Annotated in this window: 17 protein-coding genes and 1 tRNA gene; 10 read left to right on the top strand and 8 right to left on the bottom strand. The window is 54.6% G+C overall.

Annotated elements, in window-relative coordinates:
* Positions 1–165: 165 nt before the first annotated feature.
* From CBB91_RS11040 to CBB91_RS11015, 6 genes are all read left to right on the top strand, one after another.
* Positions 166–1,467, top strand: coding sequence for an amidohydrolase family protein (locus tag CBB91_RS11040; protein ID WP_273014099.1), 1,302 nt, complete (start codon positions 166–168; stop codon positions 1,465–1,467).
* Between the two features lie 229 nt (positions 1,468–1,696).
* A complete protein-coding gene (locus tag CBB91_RS11035; RefSeq protein WP_273014098.1) occupies positions 1,697–2,500 on the top strand; it encodes a sterol desaturase family protein in 804 nt (267 codons plus the stop codon).
* Positions 2,501–2,608: 108 nt separating this feature from the next.
* Positions 2,609–4,156: an acyl-CoA synthetase gene (locus CBB91_RS11030; protein WP_273014097.1), complete on the top strand. Its 1,548-nt coding sequence runs from the start codon at positions 2,609–2,611 to the stop codon at positions 4,154–4,156.
* Positions 4,157–4,250: 94 nt separating this feature from the next.
* Entirely contained in the window at positions 4,251–4,706 is a 456-nt protein-coding gene (locus CBB91_RS11025; RefSeq protein WP_035552106.1) for a MaoC family dehydratase, read from the top strand.
* Between the two features lie 145 nt (positions 4,707–4,851).
* On the top strand, positions 4,852–5,256 hold the full coding sequence (msrB, locus tag CBB91_RS11020) for a peptide-methionine (R)-S-oxide reductase MsrB (protein ID WP_273014096.1): 405 nt from the start codon (positions 4,852–4,854) through the stop codon (positions 5,254–5,256).
* A 124-nt stretch (positions 5,257–5,380) separates the two neighbouring features.
* On the top strand, positions 5,381–7,561 hold the full coding sequence (locus CBB91_RS11015) for a S9 family peptidase (RefSeq protein WP_273014095.1): 2,181 nt from the start codon (positions 5,381–5,383) through the stop codon (positions 7,559–7,561).
* 45 nt (positions 7,562–7,606) lie between these two features.
* On the opposite strand, the gene CBB91_RS11010 is transcribed toward CBB91_RS11015, so the two are convergent.
* From CBB91_RS11010 to CBB91_RS10985, 6 genes are all read right to left on the bottom strand, one after another.
* A tRNA-Pro gene (locus tag CBB91_RS11010) sits at positions 7,607–7,683 on the bottom strand.
* Positions 7,684–7,736: 53 nt separating this feature from the next.
* Entirely contained in the window at positions 7,737–8,189 is a 453-nt protein-coding gene (locus CBB91_RS11005; protein WP_051602684.1) for a MerR family transcriptional regulator, read from the bottom strand.
* A 16-nt stretch (positions 8,190–8,205) separates the two neighbouring features.
* Positions 8,206–8,499, bottom strand: coding sequence for an integration host factor subunit alpha (locus CBB91_RS11000; RefSeq protein ID WP_035552112.1), 294 nt, complete (start codon positions 8,497–8,499; stop codon positions 8,206–8,208).
* 104 nt (positions 8,500–8,603) lie between these two features.
* Entirely contained in the window at positions 8,604–9,575 is a 972-nt protein-coding gene (locus CBB91_RS10995) for a beta-ketoacyl-ACP synthase III (protein WP_273014094.1), read from the bottom strand.
* 22 nt (positions 9,576–9,597) lie between these two features.
* Complete coding sequence (gene plsX / locus CBB91_RS10990) at positions 9,598–10,623, bottom strand: phosphate acyltransferase PlsX (protein WP_273014093.1); 1,026 nt, start codon at positions 10,621–10,623, stop codon at positions 9,598–9,600.
* A gap of 77 nt (positions 10,624–10,700) precedes the next feature.
* Positions 10,701–11,264, bottom strand: coding sequence for a ubiquinol-cytochrome C chaperone family protein (locus CBB91_RS10985; RefSeq protein ID WP_273014092.1), 564 nt, complete (start codon positions 11,262–11,264; stop codon positions 10,701–10,703).
* 78 nt (positions 11,265–11,342) lie between these two features.
* On the opposite strand from CBB91_RS10985, the gene bamE reads away from it, so the two are divergent.
* Positions 11,343–11,819, top strand: a complete 477-nt coding sequence (gene bamE / locus CBB91_RS10980) for an outer membrane protein assembly factor BamE (RefSeq protein WP_035552119.1) — start codon at positions 11,343–11,345, stop codon at positions 11,817–11,819.
* A gap of 434 nt (positions 11,820–12,253) precedes the next feature.
* Here bamE and CBB91_RS10975 read toward each other — a convergent pair whose 3' ends face one another.
* On the bottom strand, positions 12,254–12,442 hold the full coding sequence (locus CBB91_RS10975; protein WP_035552125.1) for a NepR family anti-sigma factor: 189 nt from the start codon (positions 12,440–12,442) through the stop codon (positions 12,254–12,256).
* 238 nt (positions 12,443–12,680) lie between these two features.
* Between CBB91_RS10975 and CBB91_RS10970 the strand changes: the two genes are divergently transcribed.
* Both CBB91_RS10970 and CBB91_RS10965 read left to right on the top strand, forming a co-directional pair.
* A complete protein-coding gene (locus CBB91_RS10970) occupies positions 12,681–13,553 on the top strand; it encodes an alpha/beta hydrolase (protein WP_035552128.1) in 873 nt (290 codons plus the stop codon).
* 79 nt (positions 13,554–13,632) lie between these two features.
* Positions 13,633–14,373, top strand: a complete 741-nt coding sequence (locus CBB91_RS10965) for an SDR family oxidoreductase (protein WP_273014091.1) — start codon at positions 13,633–13,635, stop codon at positions 14,371–14,373.
* Here the strand turns inward: CBB91_RS10965 and CBB91_RS10960 are convergent.
* Positions 14,370–15,536 carry a CoA transferase gene (locus CBB91_RS10960; protein ID WP_035552132.1) on the bottom strand — a complete coding sequence of 389 codons (1,167 nt, stop codon included), beginning with the start codon at positions 15,534–15,536 and terminating at the stop codon, positions 14,370–14,372. The two genes, CBB91_RS10965 and CBB91_RS10960, sit on opposite strands and share 4 nt — an antisense overlap.
* 448 nt (positions 15,537–15,984) lie before the next feature.
* Between CBB91_RS10960 and CBB91_RS10955 the strand changes: the two genes are divergently transcribed.
* A complete protein-coding gene (locus CBB91_RS10955) occupies positions 15,985–18,456 on the top strand; it encodes a TonB-dependent receptor (protein ID WP_273014090.1) in 2,472 nt (823 codons plus the stop codon).
* Positions 18,457–18,522 lie beyond the last annotated feature (66 nt).

Genomic DNA, 18,522 nt, shown 5'->3' with positions numbered 1-18,522 from the left:
TTGCTTCGGCTGCGCCATGGCTGGACTCCCTTTGCTGTTTTTCCGCGCCAAGCTGCCCGCGCCTCAGCATTCGTCAAGACTTACCCGGCGGCACACAGGNTTGCGCTTGACGGGANGCAAGGCTCAGCCGGATAGTCNNATCCATTCAGTTAAAGGGATTCCGAGATGAAACTCTCCAATTTNCTGGCCGGCACAGCNTGCGCGATTATNGTCCAGACAGCCTCGGCTGAGCAGATTTACCTGACCGCAGANTATTTCGTGGATCCNGTNGCTGCCGAAACAATCNAGAATCCTGCTTTTNTGATTGAGGACGGCAAGGTCGTCGANCGAGGAANCGCGAACGAATTACGCAAACCCCGTGGCGCTGANATAATCGATCTTGGNAATGCAACCCTGGNACCAGGGTTCATCGACATGCATACGCATCTGACATCGGATCCGGAGGACCCTGCCTACTANTCGCTGAGCTTTTCCGACGAACGTGATGCGATCACAGGCGTCAAGAATGCACGCAAAACCNTGTTGGCGGGCTTCACGACNGTCAGAAATGTTGGCGCCTCAAGCTANAGCGATGTTGCNTTACGGGATGCGATCAATGAAGGCGACGTGCCNGGGCCACGAATGTTNGTGTCAGGGCCGCCCGTNGGCATTCTTGGCGGACATTGCTCAGACAACAATCTGNTGCCGTCAGAATACANTCTGGTCGGNGAGAANGTCGCGACCGGCCCTTGGGAGATGCGAGAAAAGGTTCGCCGAAATATCAAATACGGGGTGGATCTTATCAAGACGTGTTCCACCGGTGGCGTGTTTTCCAAAGGCACAAGTCTGGGCGCTGCCCAGGGCACCCTCGAGGAACTCGCCGCCGTCGCCGATGAAGCTCATGCACGTGGTTTAAAGGTCGCTTCCCATGCGCACGGCACGATTGGGATCAAAAACGCCATTCTGGCAGGTATCGATACTATCGAGCATGCCAGCATCCTCGACGAGNAAACGATTAAGCTCGCGAAGGACAACGGCACCTTCTTGTCCATGGATATCTACAATACAGAATACACGCTNTCTGAGGGGGAAAAGAATGGCGTGCTTGAAGAATCCTTGGCCAAGGAACGCGCGATCTCGAAAATCCAGCGTGATAGCTTCACGGCGGCNGTGAAATCCGGGGTCAAGGTCGTATTCGGCTCTGACTCAGGCATTTATCCNCATGGCGACAATGGGCGACAATTCTCACGCATGGTGATGCTTGGCATGACGCCCATGCAAGCCTTGCAGGCAGGCACAAACCTGGCAGCGGAAGCGCTCGGACAGGAGGGAAAACTGGGCTGTGGTGATGTCGGGTGTTTTGCGAACTTTGTCGCCGTGAAAGCGGACCCGATGGAAGACATCTCCGTATTCGAGTCAGTCGACTTCGTCATGAAAGACGGAAAAGTCTACAAGCGCGACGGCAAACCAATTGCCGATGCATACTGACGCAGGCCCTTTCGCAANGCGACCAAGCCTGATTAGAAGAAGACAACCGCGGTTCGCAACGCTTGGCGTAAACCCAATATTTTACTCAACGGTCTGCTGATCGATGGAATTCAATCCCCTGCCCGCCGTCACCACCTTTGCNGCCCCTGTTTTTGTCGCTTCAGTCGCCTTGGAGTGGTGGGCGGTCCAATCAGGTCGCGCTCAGGGGCGATACGATACCAAAGACGCCGTGGCTTCGCTCGCNATGGGCCTCGGCAATGTCATCATCAATACGCTGACCGGTTCTGTCGCGATCTGGATGATGCTCGTGGCCTGGCCATTTCGTATCCTGACACTGCCTTTCACGCTCTGGTCCGCCTTGGCAGGGTTCGTGCTCTACGACTTCATCTATTATTGGAAGCATCGCTTCGCGCACCGGGCGCGCTGGTGGTGGATGGAACATGTCACCCATCATTCCTCGACCAACTACAATTTGACGACGGCCCTGAGGCAGCCTTGGTTNGGCCCGTTCNCTGGATTGATATGGATCGGTTTGCCAATGGTCGTCATAGGCTTCCACCCTTACGTCATTTTCTTTGTGGGCGGTCTGAACCTGCTTTACCAGTTCTGGATTCATACTGAGGCCATCGACAAAATGCCTCGGTGGTTCGAAGCGGTGTTCAACACACCGAGCCATCATAGAGTGCATCACGCCACCAATCCCCGCTATCTCGACACCAACTTTGCCGGCGTCTTCATTATCTGGGACAAGGCGTTTGGTACTTTCGTACCCGAGCTGGAAGATGAGAAGCCAATTTACGGAATCGTGAAGCCGCTCAACGATCACAACCCAATTGTCATCGCGTTCCATGAGTTTTTCGGTCTTTTGAAAGATTGCGCGTCTGATGGATGGCGGCCGCACCATTGGATCGGCCGACTGATCAATGCGCCTGGCTGGTCACCTGATGGCAACCACAATCGCTCAACCGAGCTCAAATTCGCATATCTGGAAGACAATCCAGACAAACGAGACTCGCCTGGCTTCCCGAAATAGCCCTAGCTGACGCGACGTTGCCGGTAGACGAACGTCCACGTCTGACTAGAAACTTCTCCTGAAAGTCGAACGCGCTCGACAGTAGCCGCGCCGATTCTGGAGGAAACCATGCATCCCTGTCACCACGCCAAAACCCATCCGGACAAGCCCGCCTATATCATGGCTCCATCTGGGAAAACCGTCACGTTCAAGGAANTGGACGAGCGGTCAAATCAGATCGCTCACGCGTTTCGCAATGCTGGCCTGAAGCCCGGCGACACGATCGCCTTGTTCGCAGAGAACTCAGCTCGCTACTTCGAAATCTGTTGGGCGGCGCAGCGCTCAGGCCTTTACTTCGTCTGCGTATCGTCCCGGCTCACCGCACCCGAGGTTCAGTATATTATTGAAGATTCNGGCAGCACTCTCTTGATCGCCAGCGCGGGCAAAGGCGATATTGCAAAACAGGTGAAGGAACTGACATCGTTAGGCNACTATTGGTGCATCGACGGAGATATCGACGGCTTTGATGGNCTGGAAGCACATCAGACGTCTTTTCCTACGACACCTATAGCCGACGAAATGGCCGGCACAGATATGCTGTATTCTTCAGGCACCACTGGTCGCCCAAAAGGCATTCGGCCGCCACTGGAACCAGACACCCCCATAGATGCAGATAATGTTCTCCTTCAGATTACCCGCGCACTTGCCGGGGCCGGGCCGGACAATGTCTATCTGTCGCCGGCACCGCTGTACCATGCTGCGCCGCTACGTTGGTGCATGACATTCACGCGCCTCGGCGCAACGCTGGTGGTGATGGAGAAATTTGACCCAGAAGCCTTCCTCGACTGCGTTCAGACGTACAAGGCCACGCACACGCAAATGGTGCCAACCATGTTCGTGAAACTGCTCAAACTGCCGGAAGATGTTCGCAATTCATATGATGTAAGCAGCCTGAAATTCGTCATCCACGCTGCCGCGCCTTGTCCGATCCCGGTCAAAGAGCAAATGATTGAGTGGTGGGGCCCTATCATCGACGAATACTATGCCGGTTCTGAAGGGAACGGCATGACATGGGCCAAGAGCGCGGAATGGCTGGAGCACAAAGGCACTGTTGGCCGCGCCATATTCGGCGAACTTCACATCTGCGATGAAAACGGCGACGAAGTGCCCGTTGGCGAGGAAGGCCAAGTATATTTCGGCGGAACAGCCCCGCCAAACTATCACAACGACCCGGAGAAGAACGCTTCCGCGCTCAATCCAAAGCATTCGGACTGGTCCTCTTTGGGAGACGTCGGAAAAGTCGACGAGGATGGCTTCTTGTATCTGACGGACCGAAAGGCGTTCATGATCATCTCAGGGGGGGTGAATATCTATCCGCAGGAAGCAGAGAACGTCCTCATCACACATCCCAAAGTCGCCGATGTCGCCGTCATCGGTGTGCCGGATGAAGAGTTTGGCGAAGCTGTTAAGGCCATTGTGCAGCCAATGCCGGGAATTGCACCATCAGACGAGTTGGCCGCCGAACTACTGGAGTTCTGTCGCAGCGAGTTGTCCAAGATCAAATGTCCAAAATCTGTCGATTTCGATCTAGAGCTGCCACGCCACCCAACCGGAAAGCTCTACAAGCGGCTGATCCGCGATCGTTACTGGGGCAAGAAAGAAAGCCGGATCGTTTAAGGTTCGTGTGTGTGATTGGCGCCTTGCCCTTCCGTAAATCTTGCGGAATGGGCGATCCCGGTCCACAACATCTTCAAACCAATAGGAGGATTATATGGCGGACCCACGCACCATTGCTTACGATGATCTCGAATCGCTTGCCGGCCAGGAAGTTGGCGTGTCCGATTGGCATGTGATTGATCAGGATCGCGTCAACATGTTTGCTGAGGCGACCGGAGACCATCAGTGGATCCACGTCGACGTGGAGCGCGCCACCAAAGAGCTCGGTAGCCCGATCGCGCATGGCTTCCTGACATTGTCACTGCTGCCCATGCTGGGCTCTGAGGTGCTCCGCGTTTCCGGCACAACACGTGGCATCAATTATGGCTCTGACAAAGTTCGTTTCACGAACATGGTCCCCGTTGGCTCCAAGGTTCGTCTGCGTCAGAAATGCCTGTCTGTTGAACCGAAGGCGGGTGGCAAGCAAATGAAGATGGAAGCGACAGTGGAGATCGAAGGACAGGACCGTCCGGCACTCGTCGCTGAGTCGATTACAGTGCTGTACGGCTAGACTCGGCCCCATAGATAAATACCAAGGAAAGACCGCCAGTTTGGCGGTCTTTTTTTGTTTGCCATTTGTTGCCGTTGCAGAGTTGGCAATGGCGTGATCAGGCCGAACGCCTATATCATCGTCAGATGCGAATACGGAGCCTGTCATGACCAAGACCAGAATTGAGCGGTCCGACCGCGAATGGCGCGAAATGCTTACAGAAGAAGAGTACCGGGTTGGTATTCGGGAAGGCACAGAACGCGCTTTTACGCCCGGCAATCATAATGACGAGAAGCGAGACGGCCTCTTTTATTGCAAAGGATGCGATACACCGCTTTGGTCGTCTGAACACAAATTCGACTCCGGCACGGGTTGGCCGAGTTTCTGGCAACCTGCCAGCGAGGGCGTCGTCGCAACCAAGACAGATTTCAAGATGATCTTGCCCCGCACCGAATGCCACTGCGCGATCTGTGGAATGCACCAAGGTCATGTCTTCAAGGATGGCCCGCCTCCAACAGGTGAGCGCTGGTGTATCAACGGCGTGGTGCTGGAATTCAGACCAGCCGAATAGCGCTGGACAATATCTGGCGCACCTGATCCTATTCGGGGCAAATCCTACCACCGGAGATTCAATTATGCGCCTTTCCCTTCTAATGATTAGCGCTGCCGCAGTAGCGCTCAGCACCGGATGCACAATGACCGAAACTTCCTCCCAGAAAGCGCAAACCGCAGCACCAATACCTGAAAACTCGCCGGCGACCTCACAGCCTGCACCTCCAGTCGCGGCCCGTGTCGACCATGAGATCACACAAGTCGGTCGAACGCGAAATGATCCCTACAACTGGATGAAGGATGAGAATTGGCAAGAGGTGATGCGCGACCCTTCCGTGCTTCGCCAGGATATTCGAGACTATCTCGAAGCAGAAAACGCTTTCACCAAAGCGGCACTTGAAGACCCCACAACCGCGTTGCGCGAAGAGTTATTCAAGGAAATGAGAGGGCGCATCAAGGAGGATGACAGCTCTGTCCCCGAAATCGATGGTCCTTACGCCTACTATACCCGTTTCCGCGAAGGCGGCGAATATGCAATTATCGCGCGCAAGCCCGCAGACAAGGCATTTGACGACAGCGCAGAAGAAACGATCCTGCTCGATGGAGATGCACTGGCCGAGGGCAAGGAATACTTTTCATTTGGCGGTATAGACACCTCACCTGACCACACTCTGATTGCCTACGCGACAGATACTCAAGGAAGCGAATTCTACTCGATCCGCCTCAAGAACATCGAGTCAGGAGACGACCTTGGCGTCCATATAGACAACGCCTACGGTCCATTCGAGTGGTCGTCTGATGGAAAGCGCATTTTCTGGATCCATCGTGATGAGAATGCCCGGCCCGACTCCGTATGGCAGCGTGATCTCGAAACCGGCGAAGACACCCTGGTTTACCGCGAAGAAGATCCCGGAGTATTCCTGAGCATCAACAAGAGCGCGAGTGAGGAAGTTATCTTCATCAGCGCTTCAAGCCATACGACGTCTGAAATCTACTGGTTCCCAGTAGACGAAGCCGATCCAACCCCTCGTCTCATCGCCGCGCGCGAAACCGACAATGAGTACAATGTCGCCCACTGGGACGACCAATTCTACATTCTCACCAATCTGGATGGCGCTGTTGATTTCAAACTGATGCGTGCACCCATGGAATCGACGAGCAGGGATGATTGGGAGGAAGTTATTCCCCATCGGCCCGGAACGCTGCTTCTGGGCATGCAGCCACAGAAAGACTATCTAACCATAATTGAGCGCGAAAACGGTCTGCCTCGCATCGTCATTCATGCACGCAAGGACGGCTCCAGTCATGAGATCAGTTTTGAAGAGGCAGCGTACTCACTCGGTCTGGATAGCGGCTATGATTTCGAAACGCCTGTTCTGAGATTCGAGTATTCGTCTCCAACTACTCCGGAACAGGTTTTCGATTATAATCTAGACACGCATGAACGAATTCTGCGGAAGACGCGGGAAGTGCCATCCGGCCACTCCCCGGATGAGTATATTGCAGAGCGCCTGATGGCACCGTCATGGGATGGCGTGGAAGTACCAATCACTCTGTTGCGACACAAGACAACTCCGGTGGATGGTTCTGCACCGATGCTTCTCTACGGATACGGCTCCTACGGAATCACCTACCCGGCAGACTTCCGCACAAGCCGCCTCAGCCTGGTCGATCGCGGAGTTGTCTACGCCATCGTTCACCCGCGAGGCAGCAAGGCGAAGGGTTACCAGTGGTATCTGGATGGAAAGCTTGAAAAGAAGCCGAACACATTCAAGGATTTCATTGCAGCCGGACACTATCTCGTTGAGCAGAATTACACGAGCAAGGGCAACATCGTCGCTTATGGCGGATCGGCAGGCGGCTTGTTGATGGGCGCCGTAGCAAACATGGATCCGGAACTGTTCGGCGGAATTATTGCGGCAGTGCCATTCGTGGACGTGGTAAACACCATGTCTGATGAGAGCCTGCCGCTAACCCCTCCGGAATGGCCGGAATGGGGCAATCCGCTTACATCTGCGGAAGACTACGATACAATCATGGCCTACAGCCCTTATGACAATGTCGCTGATCTGGCCTATCCGCCCATGTTGATCACGGGTGGGCTGTCCGATCCTCGCGTTGCCTATTGGGAGCCGACGAAATGGGCGGCGCGACTGCGTCACGATGCTCCGAATGGCGGCCCTTACTTTCTGCGTATTGAAATGGAAGGCGGTCATGGCGGCGCTTCCGGGCGTTTTGAAGGCCTGAAAGATGTCGCACTGGACTACGCGTTTGCGCTCGCCGCGATGGGCAAGGTTGAGAGCGTAAAACTGCAGGACGAATAATCGCAATTCCGAACCGTCCGGTCCTTCTTCAGGATCGGACGGAAATGGTCGGAGCGATAGGATTCGAACCTACGACCCCTCGCCCCCCAGGCGAGTGCGCTACCGGGCTGCGCCACGCTCCGACTTCGGCGGCTTGTACCCAAGCCGCCTCTCTTCCGCAATGTCTTATGTGGGATCAGGCTGCGCGTTCTTGGCGAACGGCATCCAGACGAGCCTTCAGATCCGTAAGACCCACAAGCGTGTCTTGAAGCTTGTCATCTCGAACGTCTGCTGGGTCAGACCTGAATGCCTCTTCAACCGTTTTCTGAAGCTCTCTAGCCGGGCTTGTACCGAGTGTTGCTGCGCCAGATAGCACAGCTGCAACGCCTTGTTCTGCCAACAGCGATTTGGCTCCCTTCAAGGTCAGTCCCTTTTCGTGGACCAGGATCTGAATTGCTCTGAGCGCATCCAGATCCTGCGGACGGAACATACGTCGCCCGTCGGCACGTTTGATAGGGCGTACGTCTTTTGTGAATTTGGTTTCCCAATATCGGATGACATGTGTCTCCAGACCGAGTTCCCCTGCCGCTTCACCGATAGACCGGAACGCTTGAGCGGATTTATGGATACGGGCTCGGCTTGCCGACATGAGAGGTCCTTTCTGACTATTTATGATCCACCAATGATTTGAGCATTGGTGAAGGGCGGAACGTGACGACGCGGCGCGCGGCAATCACGGCTTCCTCCCCGGTTTTTGGGTTTCGGCCCTCCCGTGGTGCCTTCGAGCGCACCACGAAATTGCCAAAACGGGAGAGCTTCACCTCATCCTCTGTCTCCAGAGCAGAACCGATCAGTTCCAGGGTCCGGTCCAGCAGATCGGACGATTCCTGACGCGTAACGCCAACTTCTCGTACGATCGCATCCGTGACTTCGGCCCGGGTGACGGTCTGATTGCTCATGGGGATTCTCCCGCTTTGGTTAATGATTGAACGAATTTCGTTAACGGATCCCTAGCGGATCCGTTGCGTCAGTTCTTTGATAATGCTGATTTTTGATGATCAGGCTAGAGCCGGAATAGACTTGCGCCCCAGGAAAATCCCCCGCCCATCGCTTCTGACAGAATCAAGTCGCCGGGTTTGGCGCGACCGCTGCGGACTGCGTGATCAAGTGCCAACGGAATAGATGCGGCAGACGTGTTCGCATGTTGGTCGACCGTGATGACAACTTTTTCGTCATCAATGTTCATGCGCTTGGCAACGGCATCCAGAATGCGCTTGTTCGCCTGATGAGGCACGAACCAATCAATTTCTTCGGAGGACAGCCCGGTTTCATCCAGCACCGCCTGAATTGCCGATGAAATATTGGCAACTGCGTGCCGGAACACCTTGTTACCTTCCATACGCACATGCCCAATCGTCCCTGTAGAGCTCACTCCACCATCGACGTAGAGCAAATCTGACTTGGTTCCGTCAGTTCGGATGTGGTGGGTGATCACACCGGCATCTTCAGCGCCATCCCACTCTTCAGCTTGCAGCACCACAGCGCCGCCGCCATCACCGAACAGGACGCACGTGCCGCGGTCCGACCAATCGAGAATGCGCGTGAAGGTTTCCGCACCAATCACGAGAGCCGTGTTAAATAGCCCCTGCTTCAACATCGAGTCAGCAGTTGCCAGGGCAAAGAGAAAGCCGGAGCAAACAGCCTGCACATCGAAGGCTGCACCTTGTTCGATTCCGAGTTTCGCCTGAACCGCAGTGGCGGTTGCCGGAAAGGTTCGGTCTGGTGTCGTAGTCGCCAGCACGATCAGATCGACATCAGAGGCCTTCATTCCGGCCGCTTCAAGTGCCTGCTTCGCTGCGACAACCGCAATATCTGATGTGACCTCGTCATCAGCGGCCACGTGACGACGGGTTATGCCAGTTCTCTCGATGATCCACTCATTGGTCGTATCGACCATTTGGGACATGTCATCGTTTGTCAGAACCTTGGCTGGCAGATAGCTGCCAGTTCCACGGATAAAGCTGCGCCGTGCCATGATCTACCTTTACATAAGACGCCTATTCGGCGGCTATACCCTTCTGCCGGATCTTGTTCAGATTGTGGGCGACCTCTTCCCGGAAGTGGCTATTCGCGAGNTCAGCTGCAAGTTCACAAGCACGCGCAAACCCTTTTGCGTCTGTACCACCNTGGCTTTTCACGGANACACCGCCAAGACCCAGCAACACACCNCCATTTACATTGCTGGGGTTCATCTGTTCGCGCAGCTGCTTCAAGCCGCCAATGGCCAGCACCGCGCCAACCTTGGAAAGAATGCTTGATGTCAGCGCTTCACGCACGCGAGTACCGAGCATCCGCGCAACGCCTTCGCCAGCCTTCAATGCGACATTGCCAGTAAAACCGTCAGTTACAATGACGTCNACTGTTCCAGTNGAAATGTCGTCGCCNTCGATGAAGCCATGATAATCAAGGTCCAGATCNGAGTTCCTCAGAAGCTCGTGCGCTTCNCGGATCTCGTCGTGACCTTTCATNTCTTCGGAGCCAATATTCAGAATTCCGATCGTCGGTTTCTCAATTCCAAGAATGGCGCGTGCATAGGCCTCGCCCATGATCGCGAACGTTACCAATTGTGCCGCATCCGCCTCAAGATTTGCACCTACGTCCAAAACGACGCTGCGACCACGAAGCGTTGGCCAGGCTGCCGTCATGGCTGGCCTGTGAACGCCATCCATCTTGCGCAGGACAAGCATCGAAATGGCCATCAGCGCACCAGTATTACCCGCCGATACCGACGCATGGGCGCGGCCAGCTTTCACGTCCTCAATCGCATTCCACATCGAAGAGCCCTTGCCTCGACGTAGAGCCTGGCTGGGCTTCATATCGCTTGTAATGGCCAAGTCCGTATGAACGATCTCAATTCTTTCTGTTGCTTTCGAAAGCAATGAAGCGAGTTTGGTTTCATCGCCATGAAGACGCACGCGCGCANTGGGGCGAGCGGCAACAAACAACTCAGCACCCGCGACGGTTACGTCCGGGGCGTCGTCGCCCCCCATCGCATCAATTGCCAGAATCAAGCCGTCAGCCATAGGGCTATCACGCTCCGTGAGGTCACTTGGGTTACTTTGCGGTGTTTACGGCGCGCCTCGGGCATTGGCAACGCCGCTCATGTGCTGGAGGNCTCGTCGTCCGCAGGAAGTGCCCAATCGAAATCGCCCGCAAGGACAGTATCATCGTCAAGGGCATCCAAACGATGTCTGTTGTGTAACAAGTACAGCGCCAGAAGCCGTTCTCTTCCCGCCTCACTCAAAGCGTTTCGCTGAATGCAAGCAATTACCGCCTTCGTGGAATCTTCGCCGGATTTATAGACGGCCTCGGTAAGCGCCTTCCCAAGACCGTAATGAACTTCCGCAAGTTTGCGGACTTTGCGGGCAATAGAGGAATCGCCCACTCCGGTTTCCCGATAGGCCGCGTCGAACTGGTCCAACACTGTGGTATTGAGCCGTTCGGCAATTTTCCTCGCACGCGTAGTGTTGATTCGCCCGAGACGGCCGAGCACTAGCGTGGCGTGAATCGTAATCATCGCGGCACGGCCCTCAAAACTGTCTATCGCGGCCCCTTGTTCGTACAAAACCGGTCTCAGCGATGCCGCAGCCATACCGGAATACAGGGAGTCTGAAGACTTTCGAATCTGTTTGCTGTCACTGTTCCAAAACTTGGGAAACGCCATCAAACCTGCACTCCTCCGCTTGCCAAGACGTGCCACCAACAGCTAGGTCTTTCGTGTCGAATTAACAGGAGTAGTCCTATGTCGCGATGCGCGATACTGGCACTGTCACTTGTGGCTCTGCCTCTTACAGCCTGCCTCACGCCCTCGCGTGACTATCATGGCTATGTGGCTGATGAGGCACAACCCCGGGAAATGAAACCTGGCGAAGACACTCGGTCGAGCGTTCTGGCGCAACTCGGCTCGCCTTCGACGACAAGCATTTTCGACGAGAACACCTGGATCTACATGTCCGAACTCCAGGAACGCGTCGCGTATTTGAACCCGAAGGTCAAATCTCGCAGTATCGTGGCCATCCGATTCGGAGAGGATGACGCGGTAGAGGAAGTGGTAGAATACGACGAGAATGCAGGCCAAATCGTCAATTACGCCTCTCGCGAAACACCCACACGGGGACGCGAACTCGGCTTCTGGGAGCAAATCTTCGGCACAATCGGAGCCGTTCAGCTGCCACGAACTGATGAGGCTACACCGGACAATCCAACTGGTCGCCGGTAGCCAATTCATTGCAGCTGGAATTCGCTCGGTCCAACCGAGATAGATCGCCTTTGCCACGATTTAATAGAATCGAACTCGCGCAACGGAAGAATATGCGTTAACATATTCGAGTTGTTGGCCGGATAGGCGCAGGAAATGCGGAAGATATTTCAAGCCGTCCGCCAGAATTGGCGTCGATGAATCGAGTGGGTCACCCCTCGTAGGCTTCGCCATTACAGCAGGAGGTTGGTGATGGTTTGGAGACTTCCCTTTTTGCGCAAGACGCTGAATTCACTTCAGCTGTCGAGTCGGAGTACGCCGACACTTCGCTCTAGAANTAACGACGCTCGTCACAAAGGTGAGGCGGCGAAGGACTTGGCACGGAAACGCCTCGATCAGGCAGACGCGTTTTCTGAATCCCGAAAACTGGATATATCTCAGCAGCTCGGCTGATTTCAGCTCGTCTGTTTGTCCTGATTGGATTTTTCTTTTAGCCGCAGCTCATCCAGCAAATCCAGAAGATGCTGAGGGCACGGCTCGTTGAGCACACTGGCGTATGCATCACGCAGTGCTGACCCAAGTTGGCGACCACGCTTCAAGTCCAGTTCGATAACGTCTGGCGAGTGTCTCGCGGCCTTTCCCATGTGTGACTCCCCCCGAAATCCCCTCGCATACCCGACCGCCCAATCNGATCAACCACGCTATTAAATAATTAGCACTGAAAAGGATTAATATGCGCTTACAATTNATCCTGTCCGAGAAAAATACATAAATATGTATCTCGAATATTCTACGGGACCGGAAGCCGTGCGAGCTTGGATTATGACTAGCTAACCTGCCGCCACGGAGCGGGTGGACATTCAATGCACGCATGTTGACTATATGAGAATGATCCATGGTCCCACTTCGCAAACATATATTTCGCAACGCCTCCGTCTTCATTATGCCGACTGGGGGAATGAAGGCGCGCCCCCCCTGATCCTGCTTCACGGCGGGCGAGACCATTGCCGCAGTTGGGACTGGACAGCTCAGGAATTGCGGCAGGACTGGCACGTTATCGCACCCGATCTTCGCGGACATGGTGACAGTGCCTGGTCTGCAGATGGAGAGTATTCTGCGCGCGCTTGCGTTTATGATTTCGCACAGCTGATCCATCAGAAGAAACTCGCGCCAGTGACAATCGTCGCGCACTCTTATGGCGGGAATATCGCACTCCGATATGCGGGCATTTACCCAGAAAATGTTCGCAAACTCGTCGCGATCGAAGGTCTNGGACCTTCACCCAAAATGCTGGAAGAACGCTTCGGACGACCAATCGACGAACGCATGCGCGAGTGGATCGAAGCAAAGCGCGGTATCGCTGGCCGAGTGCCAAAACGATACGCCAGCCTAGAAGACGCCTTTACGCGCATGAAAGAAGAAAACAGCTATCTGAATGACGAACAGGCACGCCATCTAACCGTCCACGGAATCAGCCAAAATGAAGATGGCACCTGGTCTTGGAAATTTGACAACTACTTCCGCACATTTCCACCATACGACATGGCGCATGCAGATCTTGAATACCTTTGGGGTCAGATCACCTGCCCTACGCTTCTGCTGTACGGCGAGAAAAGTTGGGCTTCGAATCCTGCGAAAGACGGGCGTCTCCAGAATTTCCGAAACGCTGAAGTCAAACTGTATCAAGATGCAGGACACTGGCTGCACCATGACAAATTTGACCAATTCATCTCGGACCTGAATTCTTTTTTGTAGATTCCTCTCCCTAGGACACAGGTGGCGCCGCAGGCTGACGGCGGTACACTCCCCCTTCTTNAAAAACAGGGGAAACGTCATGACTGATCCATTGCTGAACTTCACAGGTAAAGTTGCCCTTATAACCGGCGGAAGCCGAGGGCTTGGCTATCAGATGGCCATAGCTCTCGCTGAAAGAGGAGCCGACATCATCGTCGCGAGCCGCAAACTTGAAGCGTGCGAGGCGGCGGCGGACGATATCCGCAAATTGGGAAGGCGCGCTCTTGCTGTCGCCGCGCACTGCGGAAAATGGGACGAGATTGATCGTTTGGTTGAAACGGCATATACAGAATTTGGGCGTGTAGACATTCTGATCAACAATGCCGGAATGGGGCCTCGCATGGCTAGNCATGACGTGCCTGAAAACCTGTACGACAGTGTACTGAATTTGAATTTGAAAGGCCCCTACCGCCTCGCAAGCGCCCTCGGTGAGCGCATGAAGTCACAAGGGTGNGGCAGTATCCTGAACATTTCNTCTGTTGCAGCNCTTCAGCCCCTTGCCCAAGTCGTTCCNTACAGCGCCGCCAAGGCAGGGCTTAACGCCATGACCGTCGGCATGGCCAAAGAGTACGCCCCTGAAGTCCGGGTGAATTGTATTTGCGCCGGCCCTTTCCTGACGGATATAGCCGAAGCGTGGACAGAAGAGGCCCGTCAATCTGCCGATAACGCGCTAGGCAGACCAGGACGACCGGAGGAGATTGTGTCGGCGGCACTCTACCTTCTGAGCGATGCCGCAAGCTTCTCAACAGGCTCAATCATCACGGTCGACGGCGGAGTTTAATCTATCCCCAGCCCAAGTTCAGAGAGCACAATTTCTGTATGCTCACCAATTCTGGGAGCGGGTGAAATTTCTCTTTCTGGCTGACCGCGGAACACGACTGGAGGTTGGGTTTCCCAGTATCCGCCTTCAGTTGGGTGCTCACGTCTCTTGAAAAAGTTTGTGGCAATCAGATGAGGGTCCTTCTGGAGATCCGGAAAGTCATTCACACGAGCAGCCGGAATGTCAGCCTTTCCCAACTCATCCAGCCAATACTCAGTTGGCTGCTTTTCAAAATACTCCTGAACACGCTCCATCATATAGTCTTGGTTGAAGAACCGACCCTTGCGATCAGATATTCTTTCATCCTCCAGCTCGTGCGGCGCCCCCATGACATCAAACAGCTTGATCCACCGAGCATCCACATAAGGTGCGATCACAATCCAGCCATTTGACGTTTTGAGGGGCTGCCGTGATGGATCAACCTGCCGCTGATAAAGGAACGGTCCGACTGGTGGATCGAACTCCGCCTCGTAAAAGTGTTCTTCCAGAAGGAAATGCGTGACGCACTCAAACATTGGAACTTCCACATGAACAGCTTCCCCTGTTCGATCACGATGGTGCAAGGCCGCCAGCGTCGCATACATTGCATGCATTCCGGATACCTTGTCAGCAAACGCTGTCGGGATGAACCGGGGGCGTTCATTTCCGTCAACTTTGGGCAATAGCATCGTCGCGCCGGACAGGCCCTGGATCAGGTCGTCATAGGCTGGACGACCGGCGTACGGGCCATCAGACCCAAAGCCCAGACAGTGCACATAAACGATGTCAGGCTTGATGGCCTTTACCTCATCGAATGTCAGGCCGAGCCGGGCCACGGCGTCTGGCCGAATGTTGTGAATGAATACGTCACTTTCACCGATAAGTCTCCGGATGGCCGCCTTCCCCTCATCTGATTTGAGGTCCCAGACGACAGACCTTTTTCCGCGATTTATGGTAAGGTGGCATGGCCCCATGTTCCGATTGTTGGCGGGCTTACCAACGTTTCGAAAGTCATCCCCCCCCTGCGGCTCCACTTTGACAACGTCTGCTCCAAGGTCTGCCAATGTCTGGGTGCAATATGGCCCGAATATCACGGTCGTCATATCAGCGATCTTGATATCTGACAGAATATTGGTGCCGGGCATTCNCACTTCCTCCTACGCGTTCATTTCCACGGATCAGTCGTCCGCNATCGTCGCGGAGAATTAGAGAAGGTGTCGTTGGGACAGACAAGCGATCAAACGAAAAATCACGGGAGATTCAGNTGTTCTTGATCTCGTCATCTGAGGCTTTGAGCCAGCGTTCGGTCCATCCTGGGAACAAGCGGTCAATCGAGAAATATCTTGCCTTCGAAGACCATTGATTAAGCTTGTAGTCAGGAGATGCACGGACAATCAAAATTAGTATACCGGGACGCCGCCACGCCTATGGAAGAGTTTCCGAGTCGGATACGTCATACAAATGACCACTATGCAATCGATTGCATTTTTCTATTGCAATCGATTGCAGTCGATGCCTATAAGGCAATATGCCGGCTTACCGGATGAGATATCGACTGGTGAAAACACCAGCAGTGACAGGGAGGAAGAAGTCATGTCGATCACTCGCAATTCTCTTTTGTTGAGCGCCGGCGCCGTCGCGCTCGTNTATGGCGCGTCTGCGCAAGACGCTATTGAGGCCACCGAATCCGAGGCTCGTCAGGAAGTCGTGGTCGTGACCGGCGTGGTAAAAGCTGGTGGTCAAAACCGATTGGACAGCTCTATCTCTGTCAGCAGTCTCGACCAGTCGGAACTCATGAAGACCGCGCCCCGGAGCACATCCGAAATATTCCGCGCCCTGCCCGGCATTCGCGCTGAAAGTTCAGCTGGAGGCGGCAATTCCAATATCGCNGTGCGCGGCATGCCACTGTCCACTGGCGGCGCTAAATATGTCAGCCTGCAGGAAGATGGCCTCCCAATCCTTCTATTTGGCGACTTCGACTTCGGCCCAGCAGACGGGTTCTACAAAGTTGACAGCACGCTCGATCGTGTAGAATCAGTCCGCGGCGGCACGGCCTCCACGCTGACCACGAATGGCCCCGGCGGCATCATCAATTTCATCTCAAAAACCGGTAGTACCGAAGGCGGATCAATCGCACTCAGCACAGGCCTGGATCATGATGACTATCGCGCTGATTTCGAGTATGGCGGCTCATTGNCTGACAGCCTGTATTTCCATGTCGGTGGCCACTGGCAGCAAGGTGGCGACTACCGCGATCTGGGGTTTGACGCAGTAAGTGGCGGCCAAATTCGCGCCAGTTTGACCAAGGAATTTGAAAGTGGCTTCATCAGGCTCAATACAAAATGGCTCGACAAGGCCGACGCAACCTACATGCCACAGGCGGCAGGTCTGTCAGGCAATGAAGTCACTGACAGCATAGCTGGGTTTTCCGCCACCAATGACAGCCTTCATAGCCCCTTCATCCGCAATGGTCGCGANGTGGACGGCGAAAACACAGTCAANAACTACGATCTGGCTGATGGCATCCGCACCNAGNTCAAGTCATTGGGAGTACAGGCGAATTTTGATATCGGCGCAGGTATCAATCTGGACGCCAAGGCACGCTACCAAGACATCTCCGGATATTTCAATGCNCCCTTCACGCACGCTGTCAGCGACGCGGACACCCTGCTCGCCGGCACCTATGGGGGCGCGACAGCAAGCTTTTTCAACGGCCCCGGCGCAGGCAATCCGGTCACGTCGGAAACCTTGCTCGCTGCAACTGGCAATTCGCTGATCTCGGAAGTCGCATATTTCAACACAGATCTCGACGATATGAGCAATTTCGCTAGCGAATTGCGTGCGTCGAAATCTCTGTCGCTGGACGGGTCAACACTTGACCTGACCGCAGGCTATTTCTTCATGAATCAGAAATTCGTCCAGGATTGGCATTGGAATCGCTTCCTGACGTCAACAGATACCAATGCGTCGCTGATCGACATCGCTGGCTTCACTGACAACGGCATTCTGGGCTACAATCAAGCTTTCGGATGGACGGGCACCAACCGNAACTATGATCTNGAATACCAAGCGCGCGCGCCATTTGTTGCCGCAAACTGGGCACTGGACAATGGCCTGACGCTCGACGGATCCATCCGACTGGACACACTGGAGCAGACCGGCACCCGCACCGAAGGTGCACCCGGCGCATTTGATGTCGATGGTGACGGGATCATTGATGCGCCGGAGACATCGGTCTCGCTCAATACCGGGCTCGGAGGCGTAGCGAACTTCGAAGTAGACCATACGTCTTTCACGCTTGGCGCAAACTACCTGATCTCGGAATCATTGTCGGTGTTCGGACGCTATAGCGAGGGAGCGGCNTTTAATGGCGAGCGTCAACTGTTTAATTCGCTCAACGCCGGCGGAGGGCTCGTCCCAGGTGGAGAAGAAACCTATGTGGATGAAACCCAACAGTTCGAGGCAGGTCTGAAATGGCAGGAATCCGGCGACGCCGTTCCAGGCCAGCTCGATCTCTACGTCACCTATTTCAATGCTGAAACGAAGGAAGACAACTACGAGATCACAACGATGACCGCGCTGGGCAACACATATGTTTCCCAAGGCATCGAGACAGAACTCAACTACGCCTATGAAGGGTTCGACCTTAGCGGATCTGTCACGTTCACAGATGCAGAAATCGACGCGAGCGACACGGCACCGACAAATGTGGGCAACACGCCGCGCCGTCANGCGGATTGGATATGGTCGCTGACGCCATCCTATACAATTGATGGCCTNGGCCGTATTGGCGTGAACTTCACCGGCACGACTGACACTTACGTCGATGACGATAACGTCTACGTCATGCCAGGTGCCACGGTGACAAATCTCTTCGCTGATTGGGACATCACCGACCAGGCAACGCTTTCCATTGGCGTCAACAATGTCTTTGACGAAGTGCTGTTCACTGAAGCAGAAAATGGACGCGTTTTCGACACGGACGGCAACGGAACACCCGACGTAATTGTAGCTCGCTCCATCAACGGAACTTCTGCGACCGCAACTTTGCGCTACAGATTCTGATCCACCCAGATCAGGAAGCTGCGTATCCCCCTGCGCAGCAAGGCCCGCCTACTCCCGCAGGCGGGC

The organism is Hyphomonas sp. TMED31, assembly GCF_002172815.1.
GTDB classification, from domain to species: Bacteria; Pseudomonadota; Alphaproteobacteria; order Caulobacterales; family Hyphomonadaceae; genus Hyphomonas; species Hyphomonas atlantica.
Note: the sequence above shows the minus strand (reverse complement) of the source record. Positions and strands in the feature narration are given on the sequence as shown.

Coding starts and splice junctions, on each gene's coding strand:
- CBB91_RS11000 (WP_035552112.1), bottom strand. CDS start 8,499: ATGAGCAATCAGACCGTCACCCGGGCCGAAGTCACGGATGCGATCGTA.
- CBB91_RS10995 (WP_273014094.1), bottom strand. CDS start 9,575: ATGGCACGGCGCAGCTTTATCCGTGGAACTGGCAGCTATCTGCCAGCC.
- CBB91_RS10975 (WP_035552125.1), bottom strand. CDS start 12,442: ATGGGAAAGGCCGCGAGACACTCGCCAGACGTTATCGAACTGGACTTG.
- CBB91_RS11015 (WP_273014095.1), top strand. CDS start 5,381: ATGACCGAAACTTCCTCCCAGAAAGCGCAAACCGCAGCACCAATACCT.
- CBB91_RS11025 (WP_035552106.1), top strand. CDS start 4,251: ATGGCGGACCCACGCACCATTGCTTACGATGATCTCGAATCGCTTGCC.
- msrB (WP_273014096.1), top strand. CDS start 4,852: ATGACCAAGACCAGAATTGAGCGGTCCGACCGCGAATGGCGCGAAATG.
- CBB91_RS10960 (WP_035552132.1), bottom strand. CDS start 15,536: ATGCCCGGCACCAATATTCTGTCAGATATCAAGATCGCTGATATGACG.
- bamE (WP_035552119.1), top strand. CDS start 11,343: ATGTCGCGATGCGCGATACTGGCACTGTCACTTGTGGCTCTGCCTCTT.
- CBB91_RS11005 (WP_051602684.1), bottom strand. CDS start 8,189: ATGTCGGCAAGCCGAGCCCGTATCCATAAATCCGCTCAAGCGTTCCGG.